Below are 21,608 nucleotides of genomic sequence, written 5' to 3'. Positions count from 1 at the left end.
CGGGGAGAGGTGACCCTTTATCCGTGTTTATGCCCACCCTTGCGCGGCTTCTTGTCCGCTGCCGTGGTCGGGATCATCACCACGCGGCCGTAGCGCACGCCGCGCTCGGCGATGATATGGTCGGCGAAATGCCGGACCTCGCCGCTTGAACCCTTCAGCGCCGTGACCTCCATGCAGCTGTCGTCGTCGAGATGGACGTGCAGCGTCGCCAGTGACAGATCGTGATGGCCGTGGAAATTCTGCACCAGCCGCTTCGACAGATCGCGCGCGGCATGGTCGTAGACATAGACCAGCGCGGCGACGCATTGCCCTGACGGCGCGGCGTCCTCGGCGCTTTGCTGCAAACCGGCGCGCGCGAGATCGCGGATGATCTCGGAGCGGTTCTGGTAGCCGCGCGCTTCGGCTGCGGCGTCGATCTCGGCGAGCAAATCGTCTTCGATCGTGATGGTGATCCGTTGCATCTTGAGATTCCGTGCTTTCGGCGGTATGACATTTCTATTGTATCGTCATACCGGGCTTGCTAGCGTAAGGGGCCGGGTTAGGTGTAGCGCAGTCGCTCTCGGACTGTAGCAGTTATCATGCGGGGGCATGGCGGGTGCGTAGAGTCTTGTTGCGGATATTTTCCGCTACGGCTTCTTCTGCCGTCCTGATGCTCCCCGCCGAGGCGCAAGAGCGGGCGTCTCAGCCTGGCCAGCTTCCGCCGGTAACCATCACCGCTTCCGACCCAACGCCCAAGCGGGCCGCTCGGTCGAAACCATCGCAAAATCGTGGTGCGCCGAACAGGACCGCCATTCGCTCGAATCAGCCGGTTACCGCGGGCACCAGCGGCGTGACGGCTGGTACTTCATCCGATGGCGCTGCTGCCTTGCAGCCCACCGCCGCCAGCGCCGTGCGCATCAGCGGCGCGGAAGTGAATGCCGTTCCGTTTCTGCGGCCCGGCGAGGCGCTGGAGGCCGTGCCCGGGCTGATTGTCACCCAGCATTCCGGAGAGGGCAAAGCCAACCAGTATTTTTTGCGCGGCTTCAACCTCGACCACGGGACTGATCTGTCCATCAAGGTCGACGGCATGCCCGTCAACATGCCGACGCATGGCCACGGACAGGGCTACGCCGATATCAACTTTCTGATCCCTGAGCTGATCCAGTCGCTCAATGTCCGCAAGGGGCCGTACTTCGCAGATGTCGGCGACTTCAGCTCCGCGGGCTCGGTCGAAATCGACTACCTCACCAAACTGCCGAAAAACCTGGCCGAGCTCACAATTGGCAGCTTCGGGTATCGGCGCGGGGTGGCCGCCGGTTCAGTCGCGGTCGGCGCGGGTACGCTGCTCTCCGCCATCGAAGTCGTGAAGTACAACGGTCCATGGGACGTGCCGGACGATGTGCGCAAGATCAACGGCGTCATGCGCTACAGCCAGGGTACCGCGACCGACGGATTGACGCTGACCGCCATGGCCTATTCCAACGCCTGGAATTCGACCGACCAGGTGGCGCAGCGCGCCATCGACCAGGGCGTGATCGGCCGCTTCGGTACGCTCGATCCGACCGACGGCGGTGTGGCCAGCCGCTTCAGCCTGTCCGGCAATTTTGCGCATTCGAGCGAATACGGGCAGACCAAGATCAACGCCTATGTCGTCCGATCCAACTTGCAGCTCTACAACAATTTCACCTATTTCCTCGACGACCCCGTCAATGGCGACCAGTTCAACCAGCTCGACAGCCGTACCCTCGGCGGCTTCGACGCACGGCACGCCTTCGATTGGCGCCTCGGCGGGCTTGAGACGCAGACGCGCGTCGGCCTGCAAAGCCGTTATGACGATATCCATGTCGGCCTGTTCAAGACGCAGCAGCGAGGCTGGCTTTCGACCGTGCGCGAGGACCGCGTAAGGGAAGGCAATGTCGGCGTCTGGATGGACAGCACCACACGCTGGACAGACTGGCTGCGTACCACTGTCGGCATTCGCGAGGATGTCTTTGCCGGCAGCGTTCTGAGCGACACGCCTGAAAACTCCGGCAATGCGCAGGCTTCGATTGCGAGCCCGAAGGCCGGTATCGTGCTTGGACCCTGGTACAAGACGGAGTTTTACGGCAATGCCGGCTACGGCCTGCACTCCAACGACATCCGCGGCGCGACGATCACGGTCGATCCGATCGACAAGGTAACGCCGCAGGATCGCGTGCCGCTGTTGGTGCGGTCGAAGGGCGCCGAGATCGGAATCCGTACCAAGGCGGTTGAAGGACTCACAAGCTCGGTCGCGGTCTTTATGCTCGATTTCGATTCCGAATTGCTGTTCGTCGGCGATGCCGGCACCACCGAGGCCAGCCGGCCGAGCCGCAGGGTCGGCGTGGAGTGGACCAACAAGTACAAGCCGGTGCCGTGGCTGACGTTCGATCTGGATGTTGCGTACACCCGCGCCCGCTTTACCGATTTCGATGTCGCGGGCGATCGCATCCCCGGTGCGCCGGCCTGGATTGCGAGTGGTGCCGTCACCTTCGGCAATGAAACCGGCTGGTTCGGCGCGCTGAAGGGGCGCTATTTCGGCCCGCGTCCGCTGGTCGAGGACGACAGCGTGCGTTCGCTGTCATCGCTGATCTTCAATGCGCGGGCCGGTTATCGGTTCGACAGCGGCATACGCCTGCAGCTCGACGTGCTCAATCTGTTCAACGCGAAGACCAACCAGATCGAGTATTATTATCTGTCGCGGTTGCCGGGCGAGCCGATCGACGGTGTTGCCGATCGTCATGTGCATCCCGCAGAGCCGCTCGCGGTGCGGCTGACGTTGGCGGGGAGATTTTAGAACTTACGCCGCCTCGACCACCTTGTTGCGCGGACGGGCGCGGCGTTGCGGCGGGCGGACCGGGACAAATTCGACGGCGAGGAAATGCTCCGACACGGTCACGCGTTCGACCATGGTCGTTTGCACGGTGACCTCGGTCGCTACCGCGACCTCGATCACTTCTTCAGCCGAAACCGGAAGCGGCGCCGCTTCGTCAATCTCTTGAGGAACAAGCGACGGCGACTCGACCTCTGGAAACACACCGAATTCGCCCGCTACCTCCTGGAGCGGCTTCTGCTTGTCGGCCCAATGCAGGGCCAGATAGTCGAAGCCGTGCACGATGGTGGGTTTGACGACTTCGAAATAGGGCGAGATATCGAAATCGCGCGGCATGTAGAGCGACGAATCGCGAATGTGGAGAATCTCGCGCCGGGCCTTTCGCGAGGCGGCGCGCGTGATCTTGGGCAGGATCGGGTAACGCACGGCGTCGAACGCCTGCGCGATCAGGGCCGAGCAGATGATCTTGGTGGGATCGCCTGAACCGAACGCGATCAAGCGCCGCCGCCAGCGCTGCGGCACCGGCAGCGGGAAGAGATATCGCGCCAGGTCGACGATGTTCTTGGTGTCGTAGCCGAAGCCGATCCGGTTGATGGCGTAGCGGCACACCGTGACGCGGTCCTCATAGGACAGTCCGACGGGTCGGCAGAGGCGGGTGTGATAGGGATAATATTTCGACAGCGGCGCCGAGGTCACGCCTTCGCCGATATTGGCCTCGATCAGGACGTGAGGTTCGCCGTCCGGTTCCGTCGCGCCGTCGATCGGGCCGACATAGAGCGCGGCGTGCGACCAGGTCGATTGCGTGAGGTATTTGATGATGCCCGAAATGCGGTTGTTGCCTTCGACCAGCAACACGTCGCCGGGCTCGATGACGCCGCGCAGATGCTCGGGATCACTGGGCGTGAACGGTTCATAGCCCGGGACTTCCTTCTGCAGGTAGCCCGCAATCAACTGGCCGATCGTATCGAGCATTACGCCCATGAAATCCCCCCGCGGTTCTTTGACCGCTTTTATGTTCCATTAGCATGGTCGCAAGCCGTTTCAATTTAGTTCATGCGTGAAGCGGGTCAATCATGATTGATTTACCATGAGTGTTGCTGCGCACGGTGAGATGCGGCACAGTTCGCTAGCTGTTCTCTTTGCTTCAAGGCCCCGGAAACCATGACATGACAATGACCCGCCGCGATTTCCTCTCGGCGTCCGCTGGCCTGGCGGTGATGCCGGTTTTCGGTGGGCGGGCAGGGGCCGCGCCGCTGCCCCGCGAGGCTGACATTGTCGTGATCGGCGCCGGCGCCGCTGGCATTGCTGCGGCGCGGCGGATCATGGCGGCGAACCGCAAGGTGATCGTGGTGGAAGCAGCAAGCCAGATCGGCGGCCGCTGCCAGACCGATACCACCACCTTCGAGGTGCCGTTCGATCGCGGCGCGCGCTGGATGCACAATCCCGAAACCAACCCGATGATCAAGCTCGCGCGATCCGCCGGGCTCGAGATCGTCACCGCGCCGTCGGGCCAGAAAATCCGCATCGGCCGCCGCAACGCCCGGGCCGGCGAGACCGAGGAGTTTCTTGCAGCTTTGGTGCGCGCCAACCGCGCCATCGACGAGGCTTCGCGCCGGCTCGACGTCTCCTGCGCCTCGGCGCTGCCGAAAGACCTCGGCGACTGGGCGGGCACCGCCGAATTCGTGCTCGGCGCCAATTTCGCCGGCAAGGACCTGAAGGATATTTCTGTTGTCGACAAGGTCCGCGCGCAGGATCGCAACACCGCGATCGCGTGCCGTCAGGGGCTGGGGACGCTGATCACGAAGCTCGGCGAGCAGGTGCCGTTGGCGCTGTCGACGCCGGCGAACCGGATTTCCTGGGGCAGCCGCGACGTTGCGGTGGAAACGCCTTCGGGCAAGATTGTCGCGCGCGCCGCCGTCGTGACGGTTTCGAGCAACGTGCTGGCGGCGGGCAACATCAAATTCACGCCCGACATTCCCAAACGCACGCTGGATGCCGCCGCCAAACTGAGCCTCGGCAGCTTTGACCGCATCGCGCTGCAAATGCCGGGCAATCCGCTCGGGCTCGCCCGCGACGACATCATCATCGAGCAGAGCAATTCGACGCGCACCGCCTTGCTGTACGCCAATATGGGGTCGTCATCGCTGTGTTCGATCGACGTCGCCGGCTCGTTCGGCCGCGATCTCTCCGCGCAGGGCGAAAAGGCCATGATCGCATTTGCGGTGGAGTGGTTGACCAAGCTGTACGGCAGCGAGGTTGCCGCGGCGGTGAAGAAATCGAGCGCGACGCGCTGGAACGCCGCGCCGTTCGCGCTCGGTGCGATGTCCGCGGCCGGGCCGGGCGCGCAGGCTTCGCGAAAGGTTTTGGCCGAGCCGTTCGGCTGCATGTATCTCGCTGGCGAAGCCACGCATGAGACACTGTGGGGCACGATCGACGGCGCCTGGGAAAGCGGCGAGCGCGCCGCCGAAGCGGCGTTGCGCAGGATCGGCGCGTTGAGAGATACCGAACCGGCGGCGCCGCCACCGAAGCAGCGTCAGCGCGCGCCACAGCCAAAGGCGGCAATGCCATCCTCGCAGTTCAACTGATGGCGCGGCCGAAGGCGCTGATCTCGTGGTCGAGCGGCAAGGACAGCGCCTTTGCGCTGCACGAAGTGCGGCGCGCGGGCGAATTCGATGTGGTGGGCGCGCTGACGACAGTGACGGAGACGTTCGGCCGCGTTTCGATCCACGGCGTGCGGCAGGAGATCCTGCAGGCGCAATGCGAAGCCGCAGGCCTGCCACAACGGATCGTGCCGATCCCCTATCCCTGCCCGAACGAGATCTATGAGGCCCGCATGGGCGAGGCGGTCGCGCAGGCGGTCGCTGACGGCGTCACGCACATGATTTTCGGCGATCTGTACTTGCGGGATATCCGCGCCTATCGCGAAGCGAAACTCGCAGGCACTGGCATCACGCCGATCTTTCCGCTCTGGGACCGGCCGACGCCCGAACTGGCGCTGGCTATGATGGCGAGCGGGCTGGAAGCCTACCTTGCAACCGTCGACATGAAGAAACTTTCGGCGGAATTCGCGGGCCGCAAATTCGATGCGAAGCTGTTGGCGGACCTGCCCGGCAGCGTCGATCCCTGCGGCGAGAACGGCGAGTTTCACACCTGCGTGGTGGCGGGGCCGATGTTTTCACATCGACTTTCCGTCAGCATTGGCGAGCGTGTCGAGCGCGATGGCTACGCCTATTGCGATCTGGTGCTGGAATAAATGTCGTCCCGGCGAAGGCCGGGACCCATACCGCGTGATCTCACGATAAAGCAAAAGTAGCAGATACCTTCCGCCAAACTGCGGCCGCGGCGTATGGGTCCCGGCCTTCGCCGGGACGACGATGCATACTGAATCGCGCTGCAACTACCGCAGCACGCCATCCAGCGCCGGCAGGCCGGCGATGACGGCCATCGCGATCAGTGCGTAGCAGATCGCGCGGAACAATGACTCGCTGGCTCGGCCGAACAAGGAGGCGCCGAGCCAGACGCCGATGCCGTAGACGGGCCCGACCACCAGTGAGAACTTGATCGCATCCATCGTGATCAGCCCGGTCAGGCTGTAGCTGACGACCGAGAAGAAATCCGACGCGCCGAAGAACAGCAGGATGTTCGCCCGTGCGATGTTGGAGGCGATCGGCCGGCCGAGCCAATAGCCGACGATCGGCGGCCCGCCGGTCTGCGCCAGCCCGCTGCAAAAGCCGGATACGCCGCCGATACCGACGGCAATCGCGGCGTGGTCCTTGCCCCGGTAGCGCCAGCCGGAAAGCAGCAGCAAGAGCAGCGCAAGCACGAAGGCGGAAATGATCCAGCGTGTGGTGACCGGCTCGAGCCGGCTCAGGAAATAGGTTCCAATGGGAACGCCGATCAAGGCGCCGAGCACCATCACACCCGTCGCCCTGCGGTCGGCCTGTTTCCACGCATTCGGGACCAGCGGCGCGGCCGCGATGAAATCGATGATCAGCAGCAGCGCCGCTACCAGCTGCGGCGCCGCCATGCTGCTCGCCAGCGGCATGAAAATCAGCGCGGAGCCAAAGCCGGAAAAGCCGCGCGCCAAGCCGGACACGAACGCAATCGCGCAGATCGCGATCGCGGCGGTGAGGCTGACGCTGGCGGGGATCAGGCCTTCGAGGCTCATGTTCTGTTTCTAGAACGTGTTTTTGGGCGTGATGTCCGAACCGCTCACGCCGTTCGGTATCATGCGCGCAACGTGCCGCCGGTCTTCTTGGTTACCTCGGCCACGATCTTCGCCGCCACCGCGTCGATCTCCTGGTCGGTGAGCGTCTTTTCGCGCGGCTGGATGGTCACGGCGATCGCGACCGACTTCTTGGCTTCATCGATGCCCTTGCCCTCGTAGACGTCGAACACGGTCACGCCCGTGATCAGCTTCTTGTCGACACCCTGCGCGGCGCGCACGATATCGCCCGCCTTGACGGCGCGGTCGACGATGAAGGCAAAATCGCGCGACACCGGCTGGAACGCGGAGAGTTCCAGCACCGGCTTGGCGCGGGTCGGCTTCTGCTTGGCGTCGGGAACGCGGTCGAGGATCACTTCGAACGCGATCAGCGGGCCGTCGGCGCCGAGCGCCTCCAGCGTGCGCGGATGCAGCTCGCCGAAATAACCCAGCACGTTTTGCGGACCGATCTGGATGGTGCCGGAGCGCCCCGGATGCAGCCAGCTTGCGCCGCCCGGTACGATCTGCAGCGCCTGCATCGGCGCGCCCGCGGCCGCGAGCACCGCAAACGCGTCGGCCTTGGCGTCGAGCGCATCGGCCTCCGCCGAGCCGGACCAGTGCCGCCCCATGCCCTTTGCCGAGGCAAAGCCGTGTCGCATGCCCGAAGCCGCGACCAGCTGGTCTTCCGGCTTGTCACCCTTGAACACCTGGCCGACCTCGAACAGCGCGACATCGGACGAGCCGCGATTGGCATTGGCCTGGGCCGCGGCGATCAGGCCGGGCAGCAGGCTCGGCCGCATGTCGGAGAGGTCTGACGCAATCGGATTGGCGAGCGCGAGCTCGGCCTGTCCGCCGCCGAACAATTCGGCGGCCGGCTTTGCAATGAACGACCATGTCACGGCCTCGACCATGCCGCGGGCGGCCAGCGCGCGCTTGGCGCGGCGGGTGCGCAGCTGGATCGTGGTGAGTACCGGCTTGCGCGGCGCGTCACCACGCTCGAACGGCGTCATCGGCACCTTGTCGACGCCGACGATGCGCACGATCTCCTCGACGATATCGGCCTTGCCTCCGATATCCGTACGCCAGGAGGGCACCGCGATCTTCACGACCGGACCGCTGCCGGCCACCATGAAGCCGAGATGGCTGAGAATGCGCTTCATCTCGACCAGCGGCACTTCGATCGCGGCGAGGCGCTTGACCTCGCTCAGCGGGAAATCGATCACGCGATCTTCGCCGAAGGGGTTGCCGACGACGACGTTCTCCGACGGCGTGCCGCCGCACAGTTCCATCACCATTTTGGTCGCGAGCTCGAGTCCGGGCACCATGAACGCCGGATCGACGCCGCGCTCGAAGCGATAGCGCGCGTCCGAATTGACGCCGAGCTTGCGGCCGGTCTGGGCGATGTTGATAGCGTTCCACAGCGCGGATTCGATCAGCACGTCGGTGGTGTTCTCGTCGCAGCCGGAGGCTTCGCCGCCCATGATGCCGGCCAGCGACTCCACGCCATGCTCGTCCGCGATCACGCAGATGCCGGGATCGAGCGGGTAGGTGCGGCCGTCGAGCGCCAGCAGGCTCTCGCCGTCGCGCGCGCGGCGCACGGTGAGATTACCCGTCACCTTTTTGGCGTCGAACACATGCAGCGGCCGGGCGCGGTCGTAGGTCATGAAGTTGGTGATATCGACCAGCGCGTTGATCGGACGCAGTCCGATCGAGGTCAGCCGCTTCTGCAGCCATTCCGGCGACGGGCCGTTCTTGACGCCGCGCACCAGCCGCAGCGCAAAGCCCGGGCACAGCGTGGCGTCGTCCACCTTCACCGTCACCGGGCACGGGAACTCGCCCTTGATCGGGCGGATACCGGGATCCTTGAACTTGCCCATGTCGGCGGCGGAAAGATCGCGGGCGATGCCGTGCACGCCGGTGCAATCCTGCCGGTTCGGCGTCAGGTTGATCTCGATCACGGGATCGCCGAGCCCGGCCCATTGCGCGTAGGGCGCACCGACGGGCGCATCGGCCGGCAGCTCCATGATGCCGTCATGGTCTTCGGAAATCTGCAGCTCGGCCGCCGAGCACAGCATGCCGCGGCTCTCGACGCCTCTGATGGTGCCGACGCCGAGCGTGATGTTCTTGCCGGGAATGAAGGTGCCGGGCGGCGAGAACACGCTGATCAGGCCGGCGCGCGCGTTCGGCGCGCCGCAAACCACCTGCACCGGTGCGCCACCGTCGCCGGTGTCGACCATGCAGACCCGCAGGCGATCCGCGTTCGGATGCTGTTCGGCCGAAATCACCCGCGCAATCGAGAACGGTGAAAGCGCCTTGGCCTTGTCCTCGATCTGCTCGACCTCAAGCCCGATCATGGTGAGCTTGTCGGCGAGCTTTTCCAGCGGCTCGTCGGTGTCGAGATGTTCCTTCAGCCAGGAGAGCGTGAATTTCATGACGGTTGCTTTTCTTGCTCCCTCTCCCGCTTGCGGGTCGAGACGAGCGGAGCTCGCTCTTTGAGGGTCAGGGTGGGGGCTCTCTCCGCGACGGCGGCGGCAATTGTTTCAAGGACGCCTGCGCGATTCGTCATCACGTCGTGATTGCTGAAGCGAAGTACCTTGAAGCCTCTGGTTTCAATCACGGACGCTCGAACGGCATCAGTCTGCTCGGCTTGATCTGAAAAACCGTCGAGCTCGATCACCAGTTTCGCGGCATGGCAGGCGAAGTCGGCGATGTAGTTTTTGATCGGCACCTGGCGCCGGAAGCCGATGCCGTTCAGCTTGTGATCGCGGAGTTCAGACCAGAGGATGCGTTCAGCATCGGTGGAATTCTTTCGGAGTTCGCGCGCGTGCGTGCGGAGCTTCTTCGAGACGTTCCAGGCAGGAGCTTCCGGATCAACCATGGATACCTCCGGTGTGGAGAGACCCCCACCCCAACCCTCCCCCGCAAGCGGGAGAGGGAGTCCGACCTGTCGTGCGGATGGAATGAAAGCTATTTACCCCAAGCGCGGTCCGTTCCCTCTCCCGCTCTTGCGGGGGAGGGTTAGGGTGGGGGCTCTCTCCGCAACGGTGGTCTCGGAGGTTCACGTGCTCAAGCCTCCCGCCAGCGTCGGGATGTCGAGGGGCTTGAAGCCGTAATGGTTGAGCCAGCGCACGTCGCTGTCGAACAGCTGCCGCAGATCCGACATGCCATACTTGAGCATCGCGATGCGATCGATGCCCATGCCCCAGGCAAAGCCCTGATAGACGTCGGGATCGATGCCGCAGGCGCGCAGCACGTTCGGATGCACCATGCCGCAGCCGAGAATCTCCAGCCAATCCTCGCCTTCGCCGAAGCGGATTTCACCCTTGTCGCGCCGGCACTGGATGTCGACCTCGAGCGAGGGCTCCGTGAACGGGAAGAACGACGGGCGGAACCGCATGTTGATGTGGTCGACCTCGAAGAACGCCTTGCAGAATTCGTGCAGGATCCATTTGAGGTGGCCGAGATGCGAGCCCTTGTCGATGACGAGGCCTTCGACCTGATGGAACTGCGGCGTATGCGTCGCGTCGGAATCGATGCGATAGGTGCGGCCCGGGCAGACCACGCGGATCGGCGGCTTCTGATTCAGCATGGTGCGCACCTGCACCGGCGAGGTGTGGGTGCGGAGCAGCATGCGCGAATTGTCCTGCTTCGGATTGAAGAAGAACGTGTCGTGCATCTCCCGCGCCGGATGGCCTTCGGGGAAATTCAATTTGGTGAAGTTGTAGTCGTCGGTCTCGATATCGGGACCTTCGGCGATCGAAAATCCCATGTCGGCGAAGATGACGTTGACCTCTTCGAACACCTGGCTCAGCGGATGGATGCGGCCCTGTTCGGCAACCGCGTCGCGCAGCGGCAGCGTGACGTCGATGGTCTCGGAAGCGAGGCGGGCGTCGAGGGCGGCCGATTTCAGGATATCGCGGCGCGCGGTCAGCGCCTGCGTGACCTTGTCCTTGGCGACGTTGATCGCGGCGCCCTGGGTCTTGCGCTCGTCCGGCGACATTTTGCCGAGCGTTGCCAGCAGCGCCGAGATCGATCCCTTCTTGCCGAGTGCGGCAACGCGCACCGCTTCGAGCGCGGCTTCGTCGGCGGCGGTAGCGATATCGGTGAGGATGGTCTGTTCGAGTGTGGTGAGGTCGGACACGTTCAAATCTCTTTCGCAAAAGGCCGCCGGTTGTCGCCGCTCCCGGGCTAAAACGTCAAGCAAAAAGCCCGTAACTGAAGCAGGCGGCTTTTGAACCCTCGATCCCGTACGCTCTACTCACGGTGAGTTCGAGAAGGAGCAATTGATGCGTTTTGGACCTGGGGTGGCCGTTCTGGCCCTCGTTCTGTCGTTTGCCGCACCCGCCGCCGCCGAGGACTGTCCGGCGAAGTCGAGGGACGATGTCTTGATCGCGATGAAGGCGGCGAGCTGCAACCGTGCCATGCAAATCGCCTCGGCCTGCTCAGGCGGGGCCACCGGCGACGTTGGCCTCACCGACGCCGTTGAAGAAAGATGCGAGGGCGACTTCCTCGCCCGCCTCAAGCGGCCGCAGAAAAAGGCCTATCAGCACGAAAAGGATGCCTGCGACCGCAAGTACAGCGGTGAGGAGGGCACCATGTATATTTCGTTCGCGGCGTTCTGCCGGGCGAAGGTCGCCCAGCGTTACTCGCAGCGTGCGCTGAAGGCCGCGAGCCCTGCACCGGCCCGTTAACGCTTGAAGTCAGCGCACTAAGCCAACACCCGGGCCTCAGGCTGCGAGCGCAGCCTTGGCCTTTTCAGCGATCGCCTGGAACGCCGCCGGCTCGGTGATGGCGAGATCCGACAGCACCTTGCGGTCCACCGTGATGCCCGACTTCGAGAGGCCGTTGATAAAGACGCTGTAGGTCATGCCGAAGGGGCGGACCGCGGCATTGATGCGCTGGATCCAGAGCGCGCGGAACGTGCGCTTCTTGCGCTTGCGGTCACGGAAGGCATATTGCCCGGCCTTTTCGACCGCGGCCTTGGCGGCGCGGATGGTGTTCTTGCGGCGGCCGGAAAAGCCCTTGGCGGCCTTGTAGACTTTCTTGTGCTTGGCGTGAGAGGTCACACCGCGTTTGACGCGAGACATGACTGCTATCCTTAAAATCTGAAATCAGGTGACGGATTGCCGCGCGCACGCGGCCGGCTAAATCGGAAACGCGAGCGCGATCAGGCGTTCGGCAAGAAGTACTTCTTGACGTTGTCGCCGTCGGTCTTGAACAGCACGCGTGTGCCGCGGAGCTGACGAATCTGCTTCTTCGTCCGCTTGATCATGCCGTGGCGCTTGCCGCGCTGGGCGTGCATCACTTTGCCGGTGGCAGTCACCTTGAAGCGCTTTTTAGCGCCTGACTTGGTCTTCAGCTTGGGCATTTGGCTCTCCTATGGCCACAAGAAAACGCGCCCCGAGGGGCGCTTTTGCGGCTTAAAATGCTCGTTAGAGCGTTGAAAGTGCTCAGGTTTTTTCGAAAACGAAACCACCCGCACGGGGTCATCGACACGGCAGCCCTTAATCAGCCGGGCGATGAAGGCTGGGCTTATGGCAGACCAGACGCATGTTTGCAACGTTGAACCGGTAAACCCTGTGCTGTGACGTAGTCGTTGATGTGATCCCAGTCTCAGCCGAAACAGGACCAAAATGACCAGATTTCATCGTTCCATTTCCCGCTCCCCCGCCTTTTCCCACTTCTCGGCCCTGCGCTGGCTCCCCGTGTTTACGGCGCTTGCCGTGACCGTGGTGCCCTCCACCGCCGACGCGGCCAGAGCCTCAGGCGCCTACAACGGCACCTGGAACGTGGTGTTCGCCACCACGCGGGGTAATTGCAGTTCCGGCTACAGCGTCCCGTTCCAGGTGATGGGAACCCGGGTGTCATCGGCAGGCGGGGGCAGGGTCTCCGGCTCGGTCAGCCGTGGCGGCGCGGTTGCCGTCAACGTGTCGGTTGGCGCATCCAAGGCCAGCGGCGGCGGCCGGCTCGCCGGCACCAGCGGCGCCGGCTCATGGAGCGGCATCATCACCGGCGATCGCTGCAGCGGCACCTGGCAGGCCACCCGCAGCTGATTTTTGCCGTATCCGCCGCATTGGCTGTAGCTTGACGACACGCGCGAAAGACGCGGTTCGATCAAGGGGCACCTGATGCTGGGAGTCGGTATTCTGGGCGCCGGATTTTTCGGCGCCTTTCATGCGCGCGCGATTGCGGCCGTTCCGGATATCAGCGTCGTCGCGGTGTGCGCGGAGGAACTGGCGCTCGCCGAAGTTTTCGCCGCGGAACATGGCGGCAAGCCATATGGCGACTGGCGCGCGATGCTGGGTGACAAGTCGGTCGATGCCGTCGCGATCACGGCCCCGCATCACCTGCATTGCGAGCTGGCGGTGGCCGCGCTGCAGGCCGGCAAGCATGTGTTGCTGGAAAAGCCGATGGCGCTGTCCGTCGCCGAATCCAGCCGCATCATTGCGGCCGCTGAAACCGGCCGTCGCAAATTGATGGTCGGGCAGATCATGCATTTCGTGTGGCCCTGCCTCGTCGTCGCGCGCCAGATCCTGGATCGCGGTGAACTCGGCAAGCCCGTGACGGGGTCGAGTTCGCTGCAGAAAATCTGGATGGAGCAGAACCGCCGTGGCTGGCACCTTGATCCCTTAACCGGCGGCGGCATGCTGATGACCGCCGGGATCCATGCGCTGGACCATCTGATCTGGCTGATGAATGGCCGGGTCGGGTCGGTTTCGGCCGCGGTCGGCACGTCGTTTCACGATCAAAAAGCCGATGACAGCGCCATGATGCTGCTGCGCTTTACCGACGGCCGGTTCGCCCAGGCGGCCAGCATCGGCTTCCGGGACGGCGGCGGAACCTTCGATCTCGACCTCGTCTGCGAGCGCGGCACGCTGCGGATCGATTTAGATCGCGGGGTCGCCATCGGACAGAATGGAAAGTGGACGGACGTTCCGAACTCCCATGATCCCGCGTGGATGCAGAACGCCGTCGTCAGGGAATGGCAGGCGATGGCGGCGGCGATCGTTCATGACACGGATGTGCCGGTTACCGGCGACTACGGGCGGCACATCATTGCGTGCATCGATGCCGCCATGATTTCGGCCCGCGAACGCCGGGACGTCGAGGTTTCGGCGTGACGCCAAGGGCCTCGGCCATGCAAATGAAAACGCCCCCGGAGCAACTCCAAGGGCGTGTCACACTATTGATCTACAAATACGAACGACGCGTTTCGCTGGTTAGCGCGGCGCCAGTACCATCACGACCTGGCGGCCTTCGAATCGCGCGTCCTGCTCGACCTTGGCGAATTCGGCGACGTCGGCCTTGACCTTGTCCAGCAGCTTGGTGCCGATCTCCTGGTGGGCCATTTCGCGGCCGCGGTAGCGAAGGGTGATTTTGACCTTGTCGCCTTCCTCGAAGAACCGCTGCATCGCGCGCATCTTCACGTCGTAATCGTGATCGTCGATCATCGGCCGCAGCTTGATCTCCTTGATCTCGACGACCTTCTGCTTCTTGCGGGCTTCGGCGGCTTTCTTCTGCGCGGAATATTTGAACTTCCCGTAGTCCATGATTTTGCAAACGGGAGGATTATTGTTCGGCGAAATCTCGACAAGATCCATGCCCGCTTCAAGGGCCATCTTGACGGCCAGCACGGTTTCGACGGTGCCGTGGTTGAGGCCGTTCTGATCGATCAGCTGGATCTGCGCGTTGCGGATTTCATCATTGGTGCGCGGCCCGTCTTTGGCTGCAGCGGGCGGGGCTCTGTTGGGACGGCGAATGGGTAATTCTCCAATGCTGTGAAGGAAGGCTATATTTTGAAGCAATACGCGGCGCTGAGCAAGCGAACTCGCCATCTGCGCTCGAAAACCGTCAAATGCGAGGCATTTTGGTCACGCCCGGCAAATATAGCGCAACGGCACGTTCCGCAAGGACAGCCCCGATATTGCCTGTGCGTTTGCCGGCGTTGACCGGTGGTTGACCCAAGAGGTGGGCTCGCCGACAAAGCAGCGGGCAAGAGTAGTGAATCCATGACCAATTCAGCGGTAAACGATCAGGAACCGGCCTTCATCGAGGTGGGTAGCGGCGATGGCCAGCGCAAAATCGCGGTGCGGGCCCGGGCCGGAGGTACTCCCGGCCTGATCTGGCTGGGTGGTTTCAACTCCGACATGAAGGGCACCAAGGCGCTGGCGCTGGATGCCTGGGCCGCCGAACAGGGCCGTGCCTGCGTCCGGTTCGACTATTCCGGCCATGGCGAATCCGGCGGCGCCTTCATCGACGGCACCATCGGGCGCTGGCTGGAGGAGAGCGTTGCCGTGTTCGCGCGGTTTTGTCGCGGCCCCCAGGTCGTGATCGGCTCGTCGATGGGGGGCTGGATGGCGCTGCTGCTGGCGCGCGAGATCGCAAAGCGGGAAGCGAGCCTGGCGGCATCGCAGGCGAGCCAGGCATCGCAAGCGAGCCTGGCGGGACTGGTGCTGATCGCTCCGGCGCCTGATTTCACCGAGCAGTTGATGTGGAATCACTTTACGCCCGAAATTCAGCAGGAGATCCAGACCAAGGGTGTCTGGATGCGGCCGTCGCCCTATGGCGATGGCGCGCCCTACCCGATCACGCGCGCGCTGATCGAGGACGGCCGCAACCACCTTCTGCTCGGCAGCGCCATCGAGGTCGGTTGCCCCGTCCGCATCCTGCAGGGCGCGCAGGACCCTGACGTGCCGTGGCAGCACGCGTTCGCATTGGCGCACCGGCTGCCGAGCGAGGATGTGGTGCTGACCATGATCCAGGACGGCGATCACCGCCTGTCGCGGCCGCAGGACATCGCGCGGATCATCGCCGCCGTGGCGGAGATCGGGTAAGTTCCTTCTTCCCTTCTCCACAAGGGGAGAAAGGAAGGAAAACGCCGCAACGGGAAAGGAAACGCCATGAACACATCGGAGCTGCTGCGCGCGTTCTGCGACGGCGTCGAACAGCACAATGGCAAGGCGTTCGCCGAATTGTTCACCGAAGACGGCGTCTATCACGACGTGTTCTACGGCGCCTTCGCCGGCCGCGCCAAAATCGCCGAGTTGATCGACGACTGGTTCTATCGCACGGCCACCGACTTTCGCTGGGACATGCACAGCCCGGTCAGCGACGGCCAGACGCTCTATGCGCGCTACACGTTCAGCTACCGCTCGACGCTGCCGGAGGCCGAGGGCGCGCGGGCGATGTTCGAGGGCGTTTCGATCATGCGGCTGCGCGATGGCAAGATTCTCGAATACCACGAGGTCGCCAACACCGCGCCGGCTTTTGTCCAACTGAATTTTGCGCCCGAGCGGATCGCCAAGATCGTCGCCAAGCAGGGCGCCGCGCTGAAGGCGCGGCCCGAGATGGCGCGGCATTTGGCGGAATAGCCGTCATTCCGGGGCGCGCGAAGCGCGAACCCGGAATCCAGAAGTTGTGGCGCGAGATTCCGGGTTCGATGCTGCGCATCGCCCCGGAATGACGCAGAGGGCCTCACGGCGGCGGCACGTTCGTCATCGGCTTCTTCTGCGCCAGTGCGGCGACCGTCGACGTGCCGATCGGGCCTTTTTCGTCATAGAGCCAGCACTCGCCGATGGCGACGCCGTCGCTGGCGTGATGGTTGACGACGTCAAAGCCGATCCATCGCGTCACCGGCAGGCGGTGCAGATACAATGTGACGTCGCTGTTGATGTAGCCGAGGCCCTTATCGCCCGCATTGGCAAACGGGCTCGCGAAATCCGCGCCCGTCGCGACATGGACGAAGGGTGACATCGGCACGCCCTCGACCAACTCACGGACCTCGCTCATCCACAACCGCCGGGGGCCGAGCGAGCCCATGTGGCCTGTGATCGGCCTGGTCGTCCATTTGCCGTTCATGCCGAGCTTTGGGTCGGTCGGCGCCGGGATTGCTTCGGGCAGTGGCGCGTCCCAGTTCGACGGTGACCAGACATTGCCCGGCGCATTTTCCGTCCGGCGCAACAACTGGCAGGAAGCGCGCGCCATGCGGGTGGTGCCGGAGAAAAACTCGGCTTCCACCACCTTGATCCGCAGCCCCTCGCGGATCAGCCGCGTGGTGACTTCCACAGGTGTGTGGATGTCCGGCAGCCGGAACATATCGACCGTCAGCCGTGCCGGCACGAATTCGTCGGAGCCGTGACGCTCCTCGATCACGTGGGCCAACAGACCGACGACGACGCGACCGTGCATCGAGCTCGGGTCCCACGGACCGTTCGAGACCGGATTGGGGATGAAGGCGTCGCCGTTTTTGGCAAAGAATGGCTGATTTGTCATGGCCGGCGAACATGACGGAAACCGCGCGATAAAATCAAGCGGGCAGGGCGCAATCCATCCATTCCGCGCGAACAGTCGCGTCGGTCTCGCCGGCTGCCGCGTGGCTCGCCAGTGCGGCAAAGGTCTCAGGCGCCATCAGCTGCGACAGCGCCCAGGCCGCTGCGCCCCGCACCAGCGCGCTTTCGTCGTCAAGCAATCGTTCGGCCTCATGCGCCAGTGATGCATCGCCGGAGTTGCCGACCGCAATCAGCACATTGCGAATGAAGCGGTCGCGGCCGATACGCTTGACCGGCGATTTCGCAAACAGCGCGCGAAACGCGCCATCGTCGAGCCGGGCCAATTCCGAAAGTGCCGGCGCACGCAACGCCGCGCGGGCGGCGAGTCTTGTTTCGCGCCCTTGTTGGGCGAACTTGTTCCACGGGCATATGGCGAGGCAATCGTCGCAGCCATAGATGCGGTTGCCGATCGCCTTGCGGAATTCGCGCGGGATCGGGCCTTTGTTTTCGATCGTGAGATAGGAAATGCAGCGGCGCGCATCGAGCTTGTAGGGCGCCGGGAATGCCGCGGTCGGGCAGATGTCCTGGCACGCGCGGCAGGAGCCGCAATGGTCCGCGTCCGCCGTATCGCGCGGCAGGTCGGAGGCGGTGTAGATCGCGCCGAGAAACAGCCATGATCCAAACTCGCGCGACACCAGATTGGTGTGCTTGCCCTGCCAGCCCAATCCAGCCGCCTGCGCCAACGGCTTTTCCATCACGGCCGCGGTATCGACGAACACTTTGACTTCGTCGCCCGACATCGCGACCAGCCATCGCGCGAGCGCCTTGAGGCGCTTCTTGATCAAATCGTGATAGTCGTCACCTTGCGCATAGACCGAGATCGCACCGCGCGTGCGCTTTTCGAGAATGTGCAGCGGATTTTCATCCGGCCCGTAATTGACGCCGAGCATGATCACCGAGCGCACGCCGGGCCACAACACGCGCGGATCGGTGCGGCGCTCGGGGCTGGCGGCGAGCCAGTCCATGTCGCCATGGGCGCCGGTCTGGAGGAATTCGCGAAAATGCATGCCGGCCTGCGCGATCGCTTCGGGACCGGTGACGCCGATGCCATCGAAGCCGAGCGCGCGCGCTTCATGCGCCAGCGCGGCCTTGAGGTCTTCGCCGGAGAGTTTGGCCTGGTTCAGAAGTCGAGGTCCACGTAGCTCTGCGACGCCGGCACGCCGGCCAGCCATTCGCTCAGCAACGGGCGGAACGACGGGCGGGATTTCACCCGCGCGTACCACGCCTTTGCCGCGTCGTCCTCGCTCCATGGCACGTCGCCCAGATAATCGATCGCCGAAAGATGCGCCGCGGCGGCGAGGTCCGCGTAGGTCAGCCGGTCGCCGGCAAGGAAGTTCCGCGTCTGCGCCAGCCAGCCGATATAGGCCAGATGATAGCGCACATTGACCTTGGCCGCGCGGATCACGTCGGCCGCCGGGGCGCCGCCGCCATTCTCCTCAGCCATGAAGCGCTTGTAGATGCGCTCGGTCACCAGCGGATTGGAGGCCTCCTCGAAAAACTTCTCGTTGAACCATGCCATCAGGCGGCGCACCTCGATGCGCTCGCCCATCGAGACCGGCAGCATCCGCCGCTCGTCGGCACTGGGGCCATGCACCTCATCGAGATATTCGGCGATGATGCCGACGCCGGGTATCGCAGGATAACCTTCGGCGATCAGGACCGGCGTGGTGCCCGCGGGGTTGAGCGCGAGAAACGCCTCGCGACGTTCCCAGACCCGTTCTTCCACCAGGCGCAAATCGAGACCGTGTTCGCCGAGGACCAGGCGAATGAAGCGCGAATGCGGGCAGAACGGATGATGGTGCAGCGTGTACATGAAGTCCTTGGCTTGGAAGTCCCTGGATTGATCCTTTGGATTTATCCTTGGATTAATCCTTGGGGTTAGCTCGCGGCGCTTAAGAAACCCTCAATCTTTTCATGGCCGCGTCATCGAACGGAGACACTAGAGCCGATCCGGGTCCCGATTGAAATCAGAAGGGGGCCGCAATCGCTTGTTTTGACGCGTTTTCCGCCGCAGCTAAGTTTACGCAATCTGCGTAAGGCAGATTGCTACGCGATCCGGGTTCGGTTCGCTCGAAACGCTATAGCCGAGCCTGCATACGAGGCAACCGGTGTTTGCTGTTTTTTTGCGATTGCGAGATGGGTTCGAATAGGCGAGAAGGGCGCGGCTTTTTCGGCTGATTTCGATCGGAACGGACCCAATCATGATGTCAGATGCAGTGCGGGCGGTGATTCTCGGCATCATCGAGGGTGTCACGGAATTCGTGCCGGTTTCCTCGACCGGCCATTTGCTGCTGGCGCAACGCTTCTTCGGCCTCGGTGAGGGTAATTTCTGGCAGAGTTTTGTCGTGCTGATTCAGCTCGGCGCAATTCTCGCGATCGTGGTGCTCTATTTCACCAAATTGTGGCGGGTCGCACTCGGGATGTTCTCCAATCCCGACGACCGTCGCTTCGTCATCGGCGTGCTGGTGGCGTTCCTGCCGGCGGTGGTGGTCGGCCTGGTTGCCGGCAAATACATCAAGGAACTGCTGTTCAATCCGTGGGTGGTGTGTTTCTCGCTGATCGTCGGTGGCGCAATCCTGATCTGGGTCGATCAGCTCGATCTCAAGCCGCGCGAGGACGACGCCACGCGGTATCCGCTGATGATGTATCTGTGGATCGGCATCGCGCAGTGCGTGGCGATGATTCCCGGCGTGTCGCGCTCCGGCGCCAGCATCGTGGCGGCGATGTTGCTCGGCGGTGACAAGCGGTCGGCCGCTGAATTCTCGTTCTTCCTGGCGATCCCGACCATGATCGGTGCGTTCGCCTATGATTTCTACAAGAACCGCGGCGAGATGACGACCGATCACATCGGCGTCGTCGCGATCGGCTTCGTGGTCTCCTTCATTACAGCGATGATCGTGGTGAAGACCTTCCTGACCTACGTCACGCGCCACGGCTTCACGTTTTTCGCGTGGTGGCGCATCATCGCCGGCACGCTCGGCCTGATCGCGCTGGCGCTGGGACGGTAATTCGCGCGCGCTATTTATGTCGTCCCGGCCTAGTGCGCAATTGCGCACGGGGGGCCGGGACCCATAACCACCAGCGGGCATTGGTTGTACACGCTGGTCGTTGTCTTCCTTTTTTGGCAATTTTGGCCGCGGCGTATGGGTCCCGGCCATCGCCGGGACGACAAGCTACACCGTCTTCCTCTGGAACTGGCCCGCGGCGCGGAAGCGCCAGAGATATTGCGGGGCGATCGCTTCCATCGAATCGGGCGCGATGCCGAGCCCTTCCAGGGTCAGCCCTGCGGCCTTCGCCGCATCCGACACCACGTTGTCCGAGCGCAGCATGGCGACCTGATCCGGCGTCAGTTTCAGCGCGCCCGGTGCGAATTGCAGGAACAGTGCGTTCAGCTTCGCCAGGCCGAACGGCAGCGAAACCAGCGCACGTTTACGTTCGGTGATGCTAAGAATGATTTCCATGATCTCGCGCATGGTCAGCACTTCCGGCCCGCCGAGCTCATAGGTCGCGCCTGGCTTTGCCTTGCCATCGACGGCTTCCGCGACCGCGGTCGCGACGTCGCCGACATAGGCCGGCTGCATCCGGGTCTCGCCACCGCCGATCAGCGGCAGCGCCGGCGACATCCGCGCGAGCGCGGCAAAACGGTTGGTGAATTGATCCTCGGGGCCAAACATCAGCGACGGCCGCAGGATGGTGGCGGAAGGCACGGCAGCCAGCACGGCCTGTTCGCCGGCGGCCTTGGAGCGGCCATAGCCCGACGGCGAGTTCTCGTCGGCGCCGATCGCGGAGACATGCACCATCCGCCCGCCAACGGCCGCGGCCGCCTTGGCGATCGTCTCGGGGCCCTTGGTCTGCACGGCATCAAAGGACTGCGCGCCGCCCTCGGTCAGGATGCCGACCAGATTGATCGCGATCTGGGAATCCCGCATGGCGGCCTCGACCGAGGCCGGATAGCGCAAATTGGCCTGAACGGCGTGGATCTGGCCGACCCTGCCAAGCGGCTGCAGATGCCCGGCCAGCTCCGGCCGCCGCACCGCCACCCGGATGCGATAATCGCGCTTGGCCAGCGCCCGGACCACGTTTCGCCCCAGAAAGCCCGATCCGCCGAAGATCGTGACGAGCGTTTCCTGGTTCGATGCCATCGGGTCCATTGCCGGGTCCATTCCTGCGGTCAAATTCGAGAGATCGTGGGCGAATTTAGCGGATTCGCGATACGCCAACCCGCTGTCGCTGTACAGCATATTTG

Annotated in this window: 22 protein-coding genes; 9 read left to right on the top strand and 13 right to left on the bottom strand. The window is 63.7% G+C overall.

What is annotated here, in order from left to right; genetic code table 11:
- Positions 1-17: 17 nt before the first annotated feature.
- The gene (nikR, locus tag JQ629_RS15910; protein WP_212264108.1) at positions 18-461 is read right to left on the bottom strand and encodes a nickel-responsive transcriptional regulator NikR; all 444 of its coding nucleotides are present in this window, start codon (positions 459-461) and stop codon (positions 18-20) included.
- A 188-nt stretch (positions 462-649) separates the two neighbouring features.
- Here nikR and JQ629_RS15905 point away from each other — a divergent pair, with 188 nt between their 5' ends.
- Complete coding sequence (locus JQ629_RS15905; RefSeq protein WP_212413507.1) at positions 650-2,794, top strand: TonB-dependent receptor; 2,145 nt, start codon at positions 650-652, stop codon at positions 2,792-2,794.
- 3 nt (positions 2,795-2,797) lie between these two features.
- Here the strand turns inward: JQ629_RS15905 and JQ629_RS15900 are convergent, their stop codons facing one another.
- The gene (locus JQ629_RS15900; RefSeq protein ID WP_212413474.1) at positions 2,798-3,811 is read right to left on the bottom strand and encodes a YiiX/YebB-like N1pC/P60 family cysteine hydrolase; all 1,014 of its coding nucleotides are present in this window, start codon (positions 3,809-3,811) and stop codon (positions 2,798-2,800) included.
- A gap of 185 nt (positions 3,812-3,996) precedes the next feature.
- On the opposite strand from JQ629_RS15900, the gene JQ629_RS15895 reads away from it, so the two are divergent.
- Both JQ629_RS15895 and JQ629_RS15890 read left to right on the top strand, forming a co-directional pair.
- Positions 3,997-5,415 (top strand): flavin monoamine oxidase family protein, encoded by a 1,419-nt coding sequence (locus tag JQ629_RS15895; protein WP_212413473.1) that lies wholly within the window; start codon positions 3,997-3,999, stop codon positions 5,413-5,415.
- Positions 5,415-6,083: a Dph6-related ATP pyrophosphatase gene (locus JQ629_RS15890; protein WP_212413472.1), complete on the top strand. Its 669-nt coding sequence runs from the start codon at positions 5,415-5,417 to the stop codon at positions 6,081-6,083. The genes JQ629_RS15895 and JQ629_RS15890 overlap by 1 nt, the downstream gene beginning before the upstream one ends.
- Before the next feature lie 144 nt (positions 6,084-6,227).
- Here JQ629_RS15890 and JQ629_RS15885 read toward each other — a convergent pair whose 3' ends face one another.
- The 4 genes from JQ629_RS15885 to pheS form a co-directional block, all read right to left on the bottom strand.
- Positions 6,228-6,998, bottom strand: coding sequence for a sulfite exporter TauE/SafE family protein (locus tag JQ629_RS15885; protein ID WP_212413471.1), 771 nt, complete (start codon positions 6,996-6,998; stop codon positions 6,228-6,230).
- 59 nt (positions 6,999-7,057) lie between these two features.
- Positions 7,058-9,466, bottom strand: a complete 2,409-nt coding sequence (gene pheT, locus JQ629_RS15880) for a phenylalanine--tRNA ligase subunit beta (protein ID WP_212413470.1) — start codon at positions 9,464-9,466, stop codon at positions 7,058-7,060.
- Positions 9,463-9,912 carry an endonuclease domain-containing protein gene (locus JQ629_RS15875; RefSeq protein ID WP_212413469.1) on the bottom strand — a complete coding sequence of 150 codons (450 nt, stop codon included), beginning with the start codon at positions 9,910-9,912 and terminating at the stop codon, positions 9,463-9,465. Before JQ629_RS15875 ends, pheT begins: the two co-directional genes overlap by 4 nt.
- Positions 9,913-10,092: 180 nt before the next feature.
- Positions 10,093-11,175 carry a phenylalanine--tRNA ligase subunit alpha gene (gene pheS, locus JQ629_RS15870; protein ID WP_192736190.1) on the bottom strand — a complete coding sequence of 361 codons (1,083 nt, stop codon included), beginning with the start codon at positions 11,173-11,175 and terminating at the stop codon, positions 10,093-10,095.
- A 145-nt stretch (positions 11,176-11,320) separates the two neighbouring features.
- Here pheS and JQ629_RS15865 point away from each other — a divergent pair, with 145 nt between their 5' ends.
- A complete protein-coding gene (locus JQ629_RS15865; RefSeq protein ID WP_212413468.1) occupies positions 11,321-11,725 on the top strand; it encodes a hypothetical protein in 405 nt (134 codons plus the stop codon).
- A gap of 36 nt (positions 11,726-11,761) precedes the next feature.
- Here JQ629_RS15865 and rplT read toward each other — a convergent pair whose 3' ends face one another.
- Together rplT and rpmI are read right to left on the bottom strand one after the other, a co-directional pair.
- The gene (gene rplT, locus JQ629_RS15860; protein ID WP_192736192.1) at positions 11,762-12,121 is read right to left on the bottom strand and encodes a 50S ribosomal protein L20; all 360 of its coding nucleotides are present in this window, start codon (positions 12,119-12,121) and stop codon (positions 11,762-11,764) included.
- 80 nt (positions 12,122-12,201) lie between these two features.
- Entirely contained in the window at positions 12,202-12,402 is a 201-nt protein-coding gene (gene rpmI, locus JQ629_RS15855; protein WP_008539890.1) for a 50S ribosomal protein L35, read from the bottom strand.
- Between the two features lie 265 nt (positions 12,403-12,667).
- Here rpmI and JQ629_RS15850 point away from each other — a divergent pair, with 265 nt between their 5' ends.
- The gene (locus JQ629_RS15850; RefSeq protein WP_212413467.1) at positions 12,668-13,087 is read left to right on the top strand and encodes a hypothetical protein; all 420 of its coding nucleotides are present in this window, start codon (positions 12,668-12,670) and stop codon (positions 13,085-13,087) included.
- Between the two features lie 75 nt (positions 13,088-13,162).
- Positions 13,163-14,155, top strand: a complete 993-nt coding sequence (locus tag JQ629_RS15845) for a Gfo/Idh/MocA family protein (RefSeq protein WP_212413466.1) — start codon at positions 13,163-13,165, stop codon at positions 14,153-14,155.
- A gap of 99 nt (positions 14,156-14,254) precedes the next feature.
- On the opposite strand, the gene infC is transcribed toward JQ629_RS15845, so the two are convergent.
- Positions 14,255-14,794, bottom strand: coding sequence for a translation initiation factor IF-3 (infC, locus tag JQ629_RS15840; protein ID WP_212264220.1), 540 nt, complete (start codon positions 14,792-14,794; stop codon positions 14,255-14,257).
- A gap of 249 nt (positions 14,795-15,043) precedes the next feature.
- Between infC and JQ629_RS15835 the strand changes: the two genes are divergently transcribed.
- Together JQ629_RS15835 and JQ629_RS15830 are read left to right on the top strand one after the other, a co-directional pair.
- Positions 15,044-15,868 (top strand): alpha/beta hydrolase, encoded by an 825-nt coding sequence (locus JQ629_RS15835; RefSeq protein ID WP_212413465.1) that lies wholly within the window; start codon positions 15,044-15,046, stop codon positions 15,866-15,868.
- A gap of 66 nt (positions 15,869-15,934) precedes the next feature.
- Positions 15,935-16,405, top strand: coding sequence for a nuclear transport factor 2 family protein (locus JQ629_RS15830; protein WP_212413464.1), 471 nt, complete (start codon positions 15,935-15,937; stop codon positions 16,403-16,405).
- A gap of 103 nt (positions 16,406-16,508) precedes the next feature.
- Here the strand turns inward: JQ629_RS15830 and JQ629_RS15825 are convergent, their stop codons facing one another.
- The 3 genes from JQ629_RS15825 to JQ629_RS15815 are packed head-to-tail and all read right to left on the bottom strand — an operon-like array spanning position 16,509 to position 19,175.
- Positions 16,509-17,306: an acyl-CoA thioesterase domain-containing protein gene (locus tag JQ629_RS15825; RefSeq protein ID WP_212413463.1), complete on the bottom strand. Its 798-nt coding sequence runs from the start codon at positions 17,304-17,306 to the stop codon at positions 16,509-16,511.
- Positions 17,307-17,340: 34 nt separating this feature from the next.
- On the bottom strand, positions 17,341-18,534 hold the full coding sequence (gene queG, locus JQ629_RS15820) for a tRNA epoxyqueuosine(34) reductase QueG (protein WP_212413462.1): 1,194 nt from the start codon (positions 18,532-18,534) through the stop codon (positions 17,341-17,343).
- Complete coding sequence (locus JQ629_RS15815; protein ID WP_212031986.1) at positions 18,483-19,175, bottom strand: glutathione S-transferase family protein; 693 nt, start codon at positions 19,173-19,175, stop codon at positions 18,483-18,485. The genes queG and JQ629_RS15815 overlap by 52 nt, the downstream gene beginning before the upstream one ends.
- A gap of 388 nt (positions 19,176-19,563) precedes the next feature.
- On the opposite strand from JQ629_RS15815, the gene JQ629_RS15810 reads away from it, so the two are divergent.
- Positions 19,564-20,370, top strand: coding sequence for an undecaprenyl-diphosphate phosphatase (locus JQ629_RS15810; RefSeq protein ID WP_212413461.1), 807 nt, complete (start codon positions 19,564-19,566; stop codon positions 20,368-20,370).
- Between the two features lie 165 nt (positions 20,371-20,535).
- Here the strand turns inward: JQ629_RS15810 and JQ629_RS15805 are convergent, their stop codons facing one another.
- Entirely contained in the window at positions 20,536-21,504 is a 969-nt protein-coding gene (locus JQ629_RS15805) for a complex I NDUFA9 subunit family protein (RefSeq protein WP_212413506.1), read from the bottom strand.
- Between the last annotated feature and the right edge of the window lie 104 nt (positions 21,505-21,608).

Origin of the sequence: Bradyrhizobium sp. AUGA SZCCT0222, assembly GCF_018130205.1 — a bacterium.
Taxonomy (GTDB): Bacteria; Pseudomonadota; Alphaproteobacteria; order Rhizobiales; family Xanthobacteraceae; genus Bradyrhizobium.
This window is presented reverse-complemented; position numbering and strand designations above follow the sequence as displayed.

Bases quoted from the DNA above. Each gene is read 5' to 3' on its own strand.
- JQ629_RS15810 (WP_212413461.1), top strand. From the start codon at position 19,564: ATGATGTCAGATGCAGTGCGGGCGGTGATTCTCGGCATCATCGAGGGT.
- pheT (WP_212413470.1), bottom strand. From the start codon at position 9,466: ATGAAATTCACGCTCTCCTGGCTGAAGGAACATCTCGACACCGACGAG.
- JQ629_RS15815 (WP_212031986.1), bottom strand. From the start codon at position 19,175: ATGTACACGCTGCACCATCATCCGTTCTGCCCGCATTCGCGCTTCATT.
- JQ629_RS15845 (WP_212413466.1), top strand. From the start codon at position 13,163: ATGCTGGGAGTCGGTATTCTGGGCGCCGGATTTTTCGGCGCCTTTCAT.
- JQ629_RS15875 (WP_212413469.1), bottom strand. From the start codon at position 9,912: ATGGTTGATCCGGAAGCTCCTGCCTGGAACGTCTCGAAGAAGCTCCGC.
- JQ629_RS15905 (WP_212413507.1), top strand. From the start codon at position 650: ATGCTCCCCGCCGAGGCGCAAGAGCGGGCGTCTCAGCCTGGCCAGCTT.
- rplT (WP_192736192.1), bottom strand. From the start codon at position 12,121: ATGTCTCGCGTCAAACGCGGTGTGACCTCTCACGCCAAGCACAAGAAA.
- nikR (WP_212264108.1), bottom strand. From the start codon at position 461: ATGCAACGGATCACCATCACGATCGAAGACGATTTGCTCGCCGAGATC.
- JQ629_RS15890 (WP_212413472.1), top strand. From the start codon at position 5,415: ATGGCGCGGCCGAAGGCGCTGATCTCGTGGTCGAGCGGCAAGGACAGC.
- JQ629_RS15865 (WP_212413468.1), top strand. From the start codon at position 11,321: ATGCGTTTTGGACCTGGGGTGGCCGTTCTGGCCCTCGTTCTGTCGTTT.
- JQ629_RS15895 (WP_212413473.1), top strand. From the start codon at position 3,997: ATGACAATGACCCGCCGCGATTTCCTCTCGGCGTCCGCTGGCCTGGCG.
- JQ629_RS15835 (WP_212413465.1), top strand. From the start codon at position 15,044: ATGACCAATTCAGCGGTAAACGATCAGGAACCGGCCTTCATCGAGGTG.
- rpmI (WP_008539890.1), bottom strand. From the start codon at position 12,402: ATGCCCAAGCTGAAGACCAAGTCAGGCGCTAAAAAGCGCTTCAAGGTG.
- queG (WP_212413462.1), bottom strand. From the start codon at position 18,534: ATGGCTGGCCGGCGTGCCGGCGTCGCAGAGCTACGTGGACCTCGACTT.
- JQ629_RS15805 (WP_212413506.1), bottom strand. From the start codon at position 21,504: ATGGCATCGAACCAGGAAACGCTCGTCACGATCTTCGGCGGATCGGGC.
- JQ629_RS15825 (WP_212413463.1), bottom strand. From the start codon at position 17,306: ATGACAAATCAGCCATTCTTTGCCAAAAACGGCGACGCCTTCATCCCC.
- JQ629_RS15850 (WP_212413467.1), top strand. From the start codon at position 12,668: ATGACCAGATTTCATCGTTCCATTTCCCGCTCCCCCGCCTTTTCCCAC.
- JQ629_RS15900 (WP_212413474.1), bottom strand. From the start codon at position 3,811: ATGGGCGTAATGCTCGATACGATCGGCCAGTTGATTGCGGGCTACCTG.
- JQ629_RS15830 (WP_212413464.1), top strand. From the start codon at position 15,935: ATGAACACATCGGAGCTGCTGCGCGCGTTCTGCGACGGCGTCGAACAG.
- JQ629_RS15885 (WP_212413471.1), bottom strand. From the start codon at position 6,998: ATGAGCCTCGAAGGCCTGATCCCCGCCAGCGTCAGCCTCACCGCCGCG.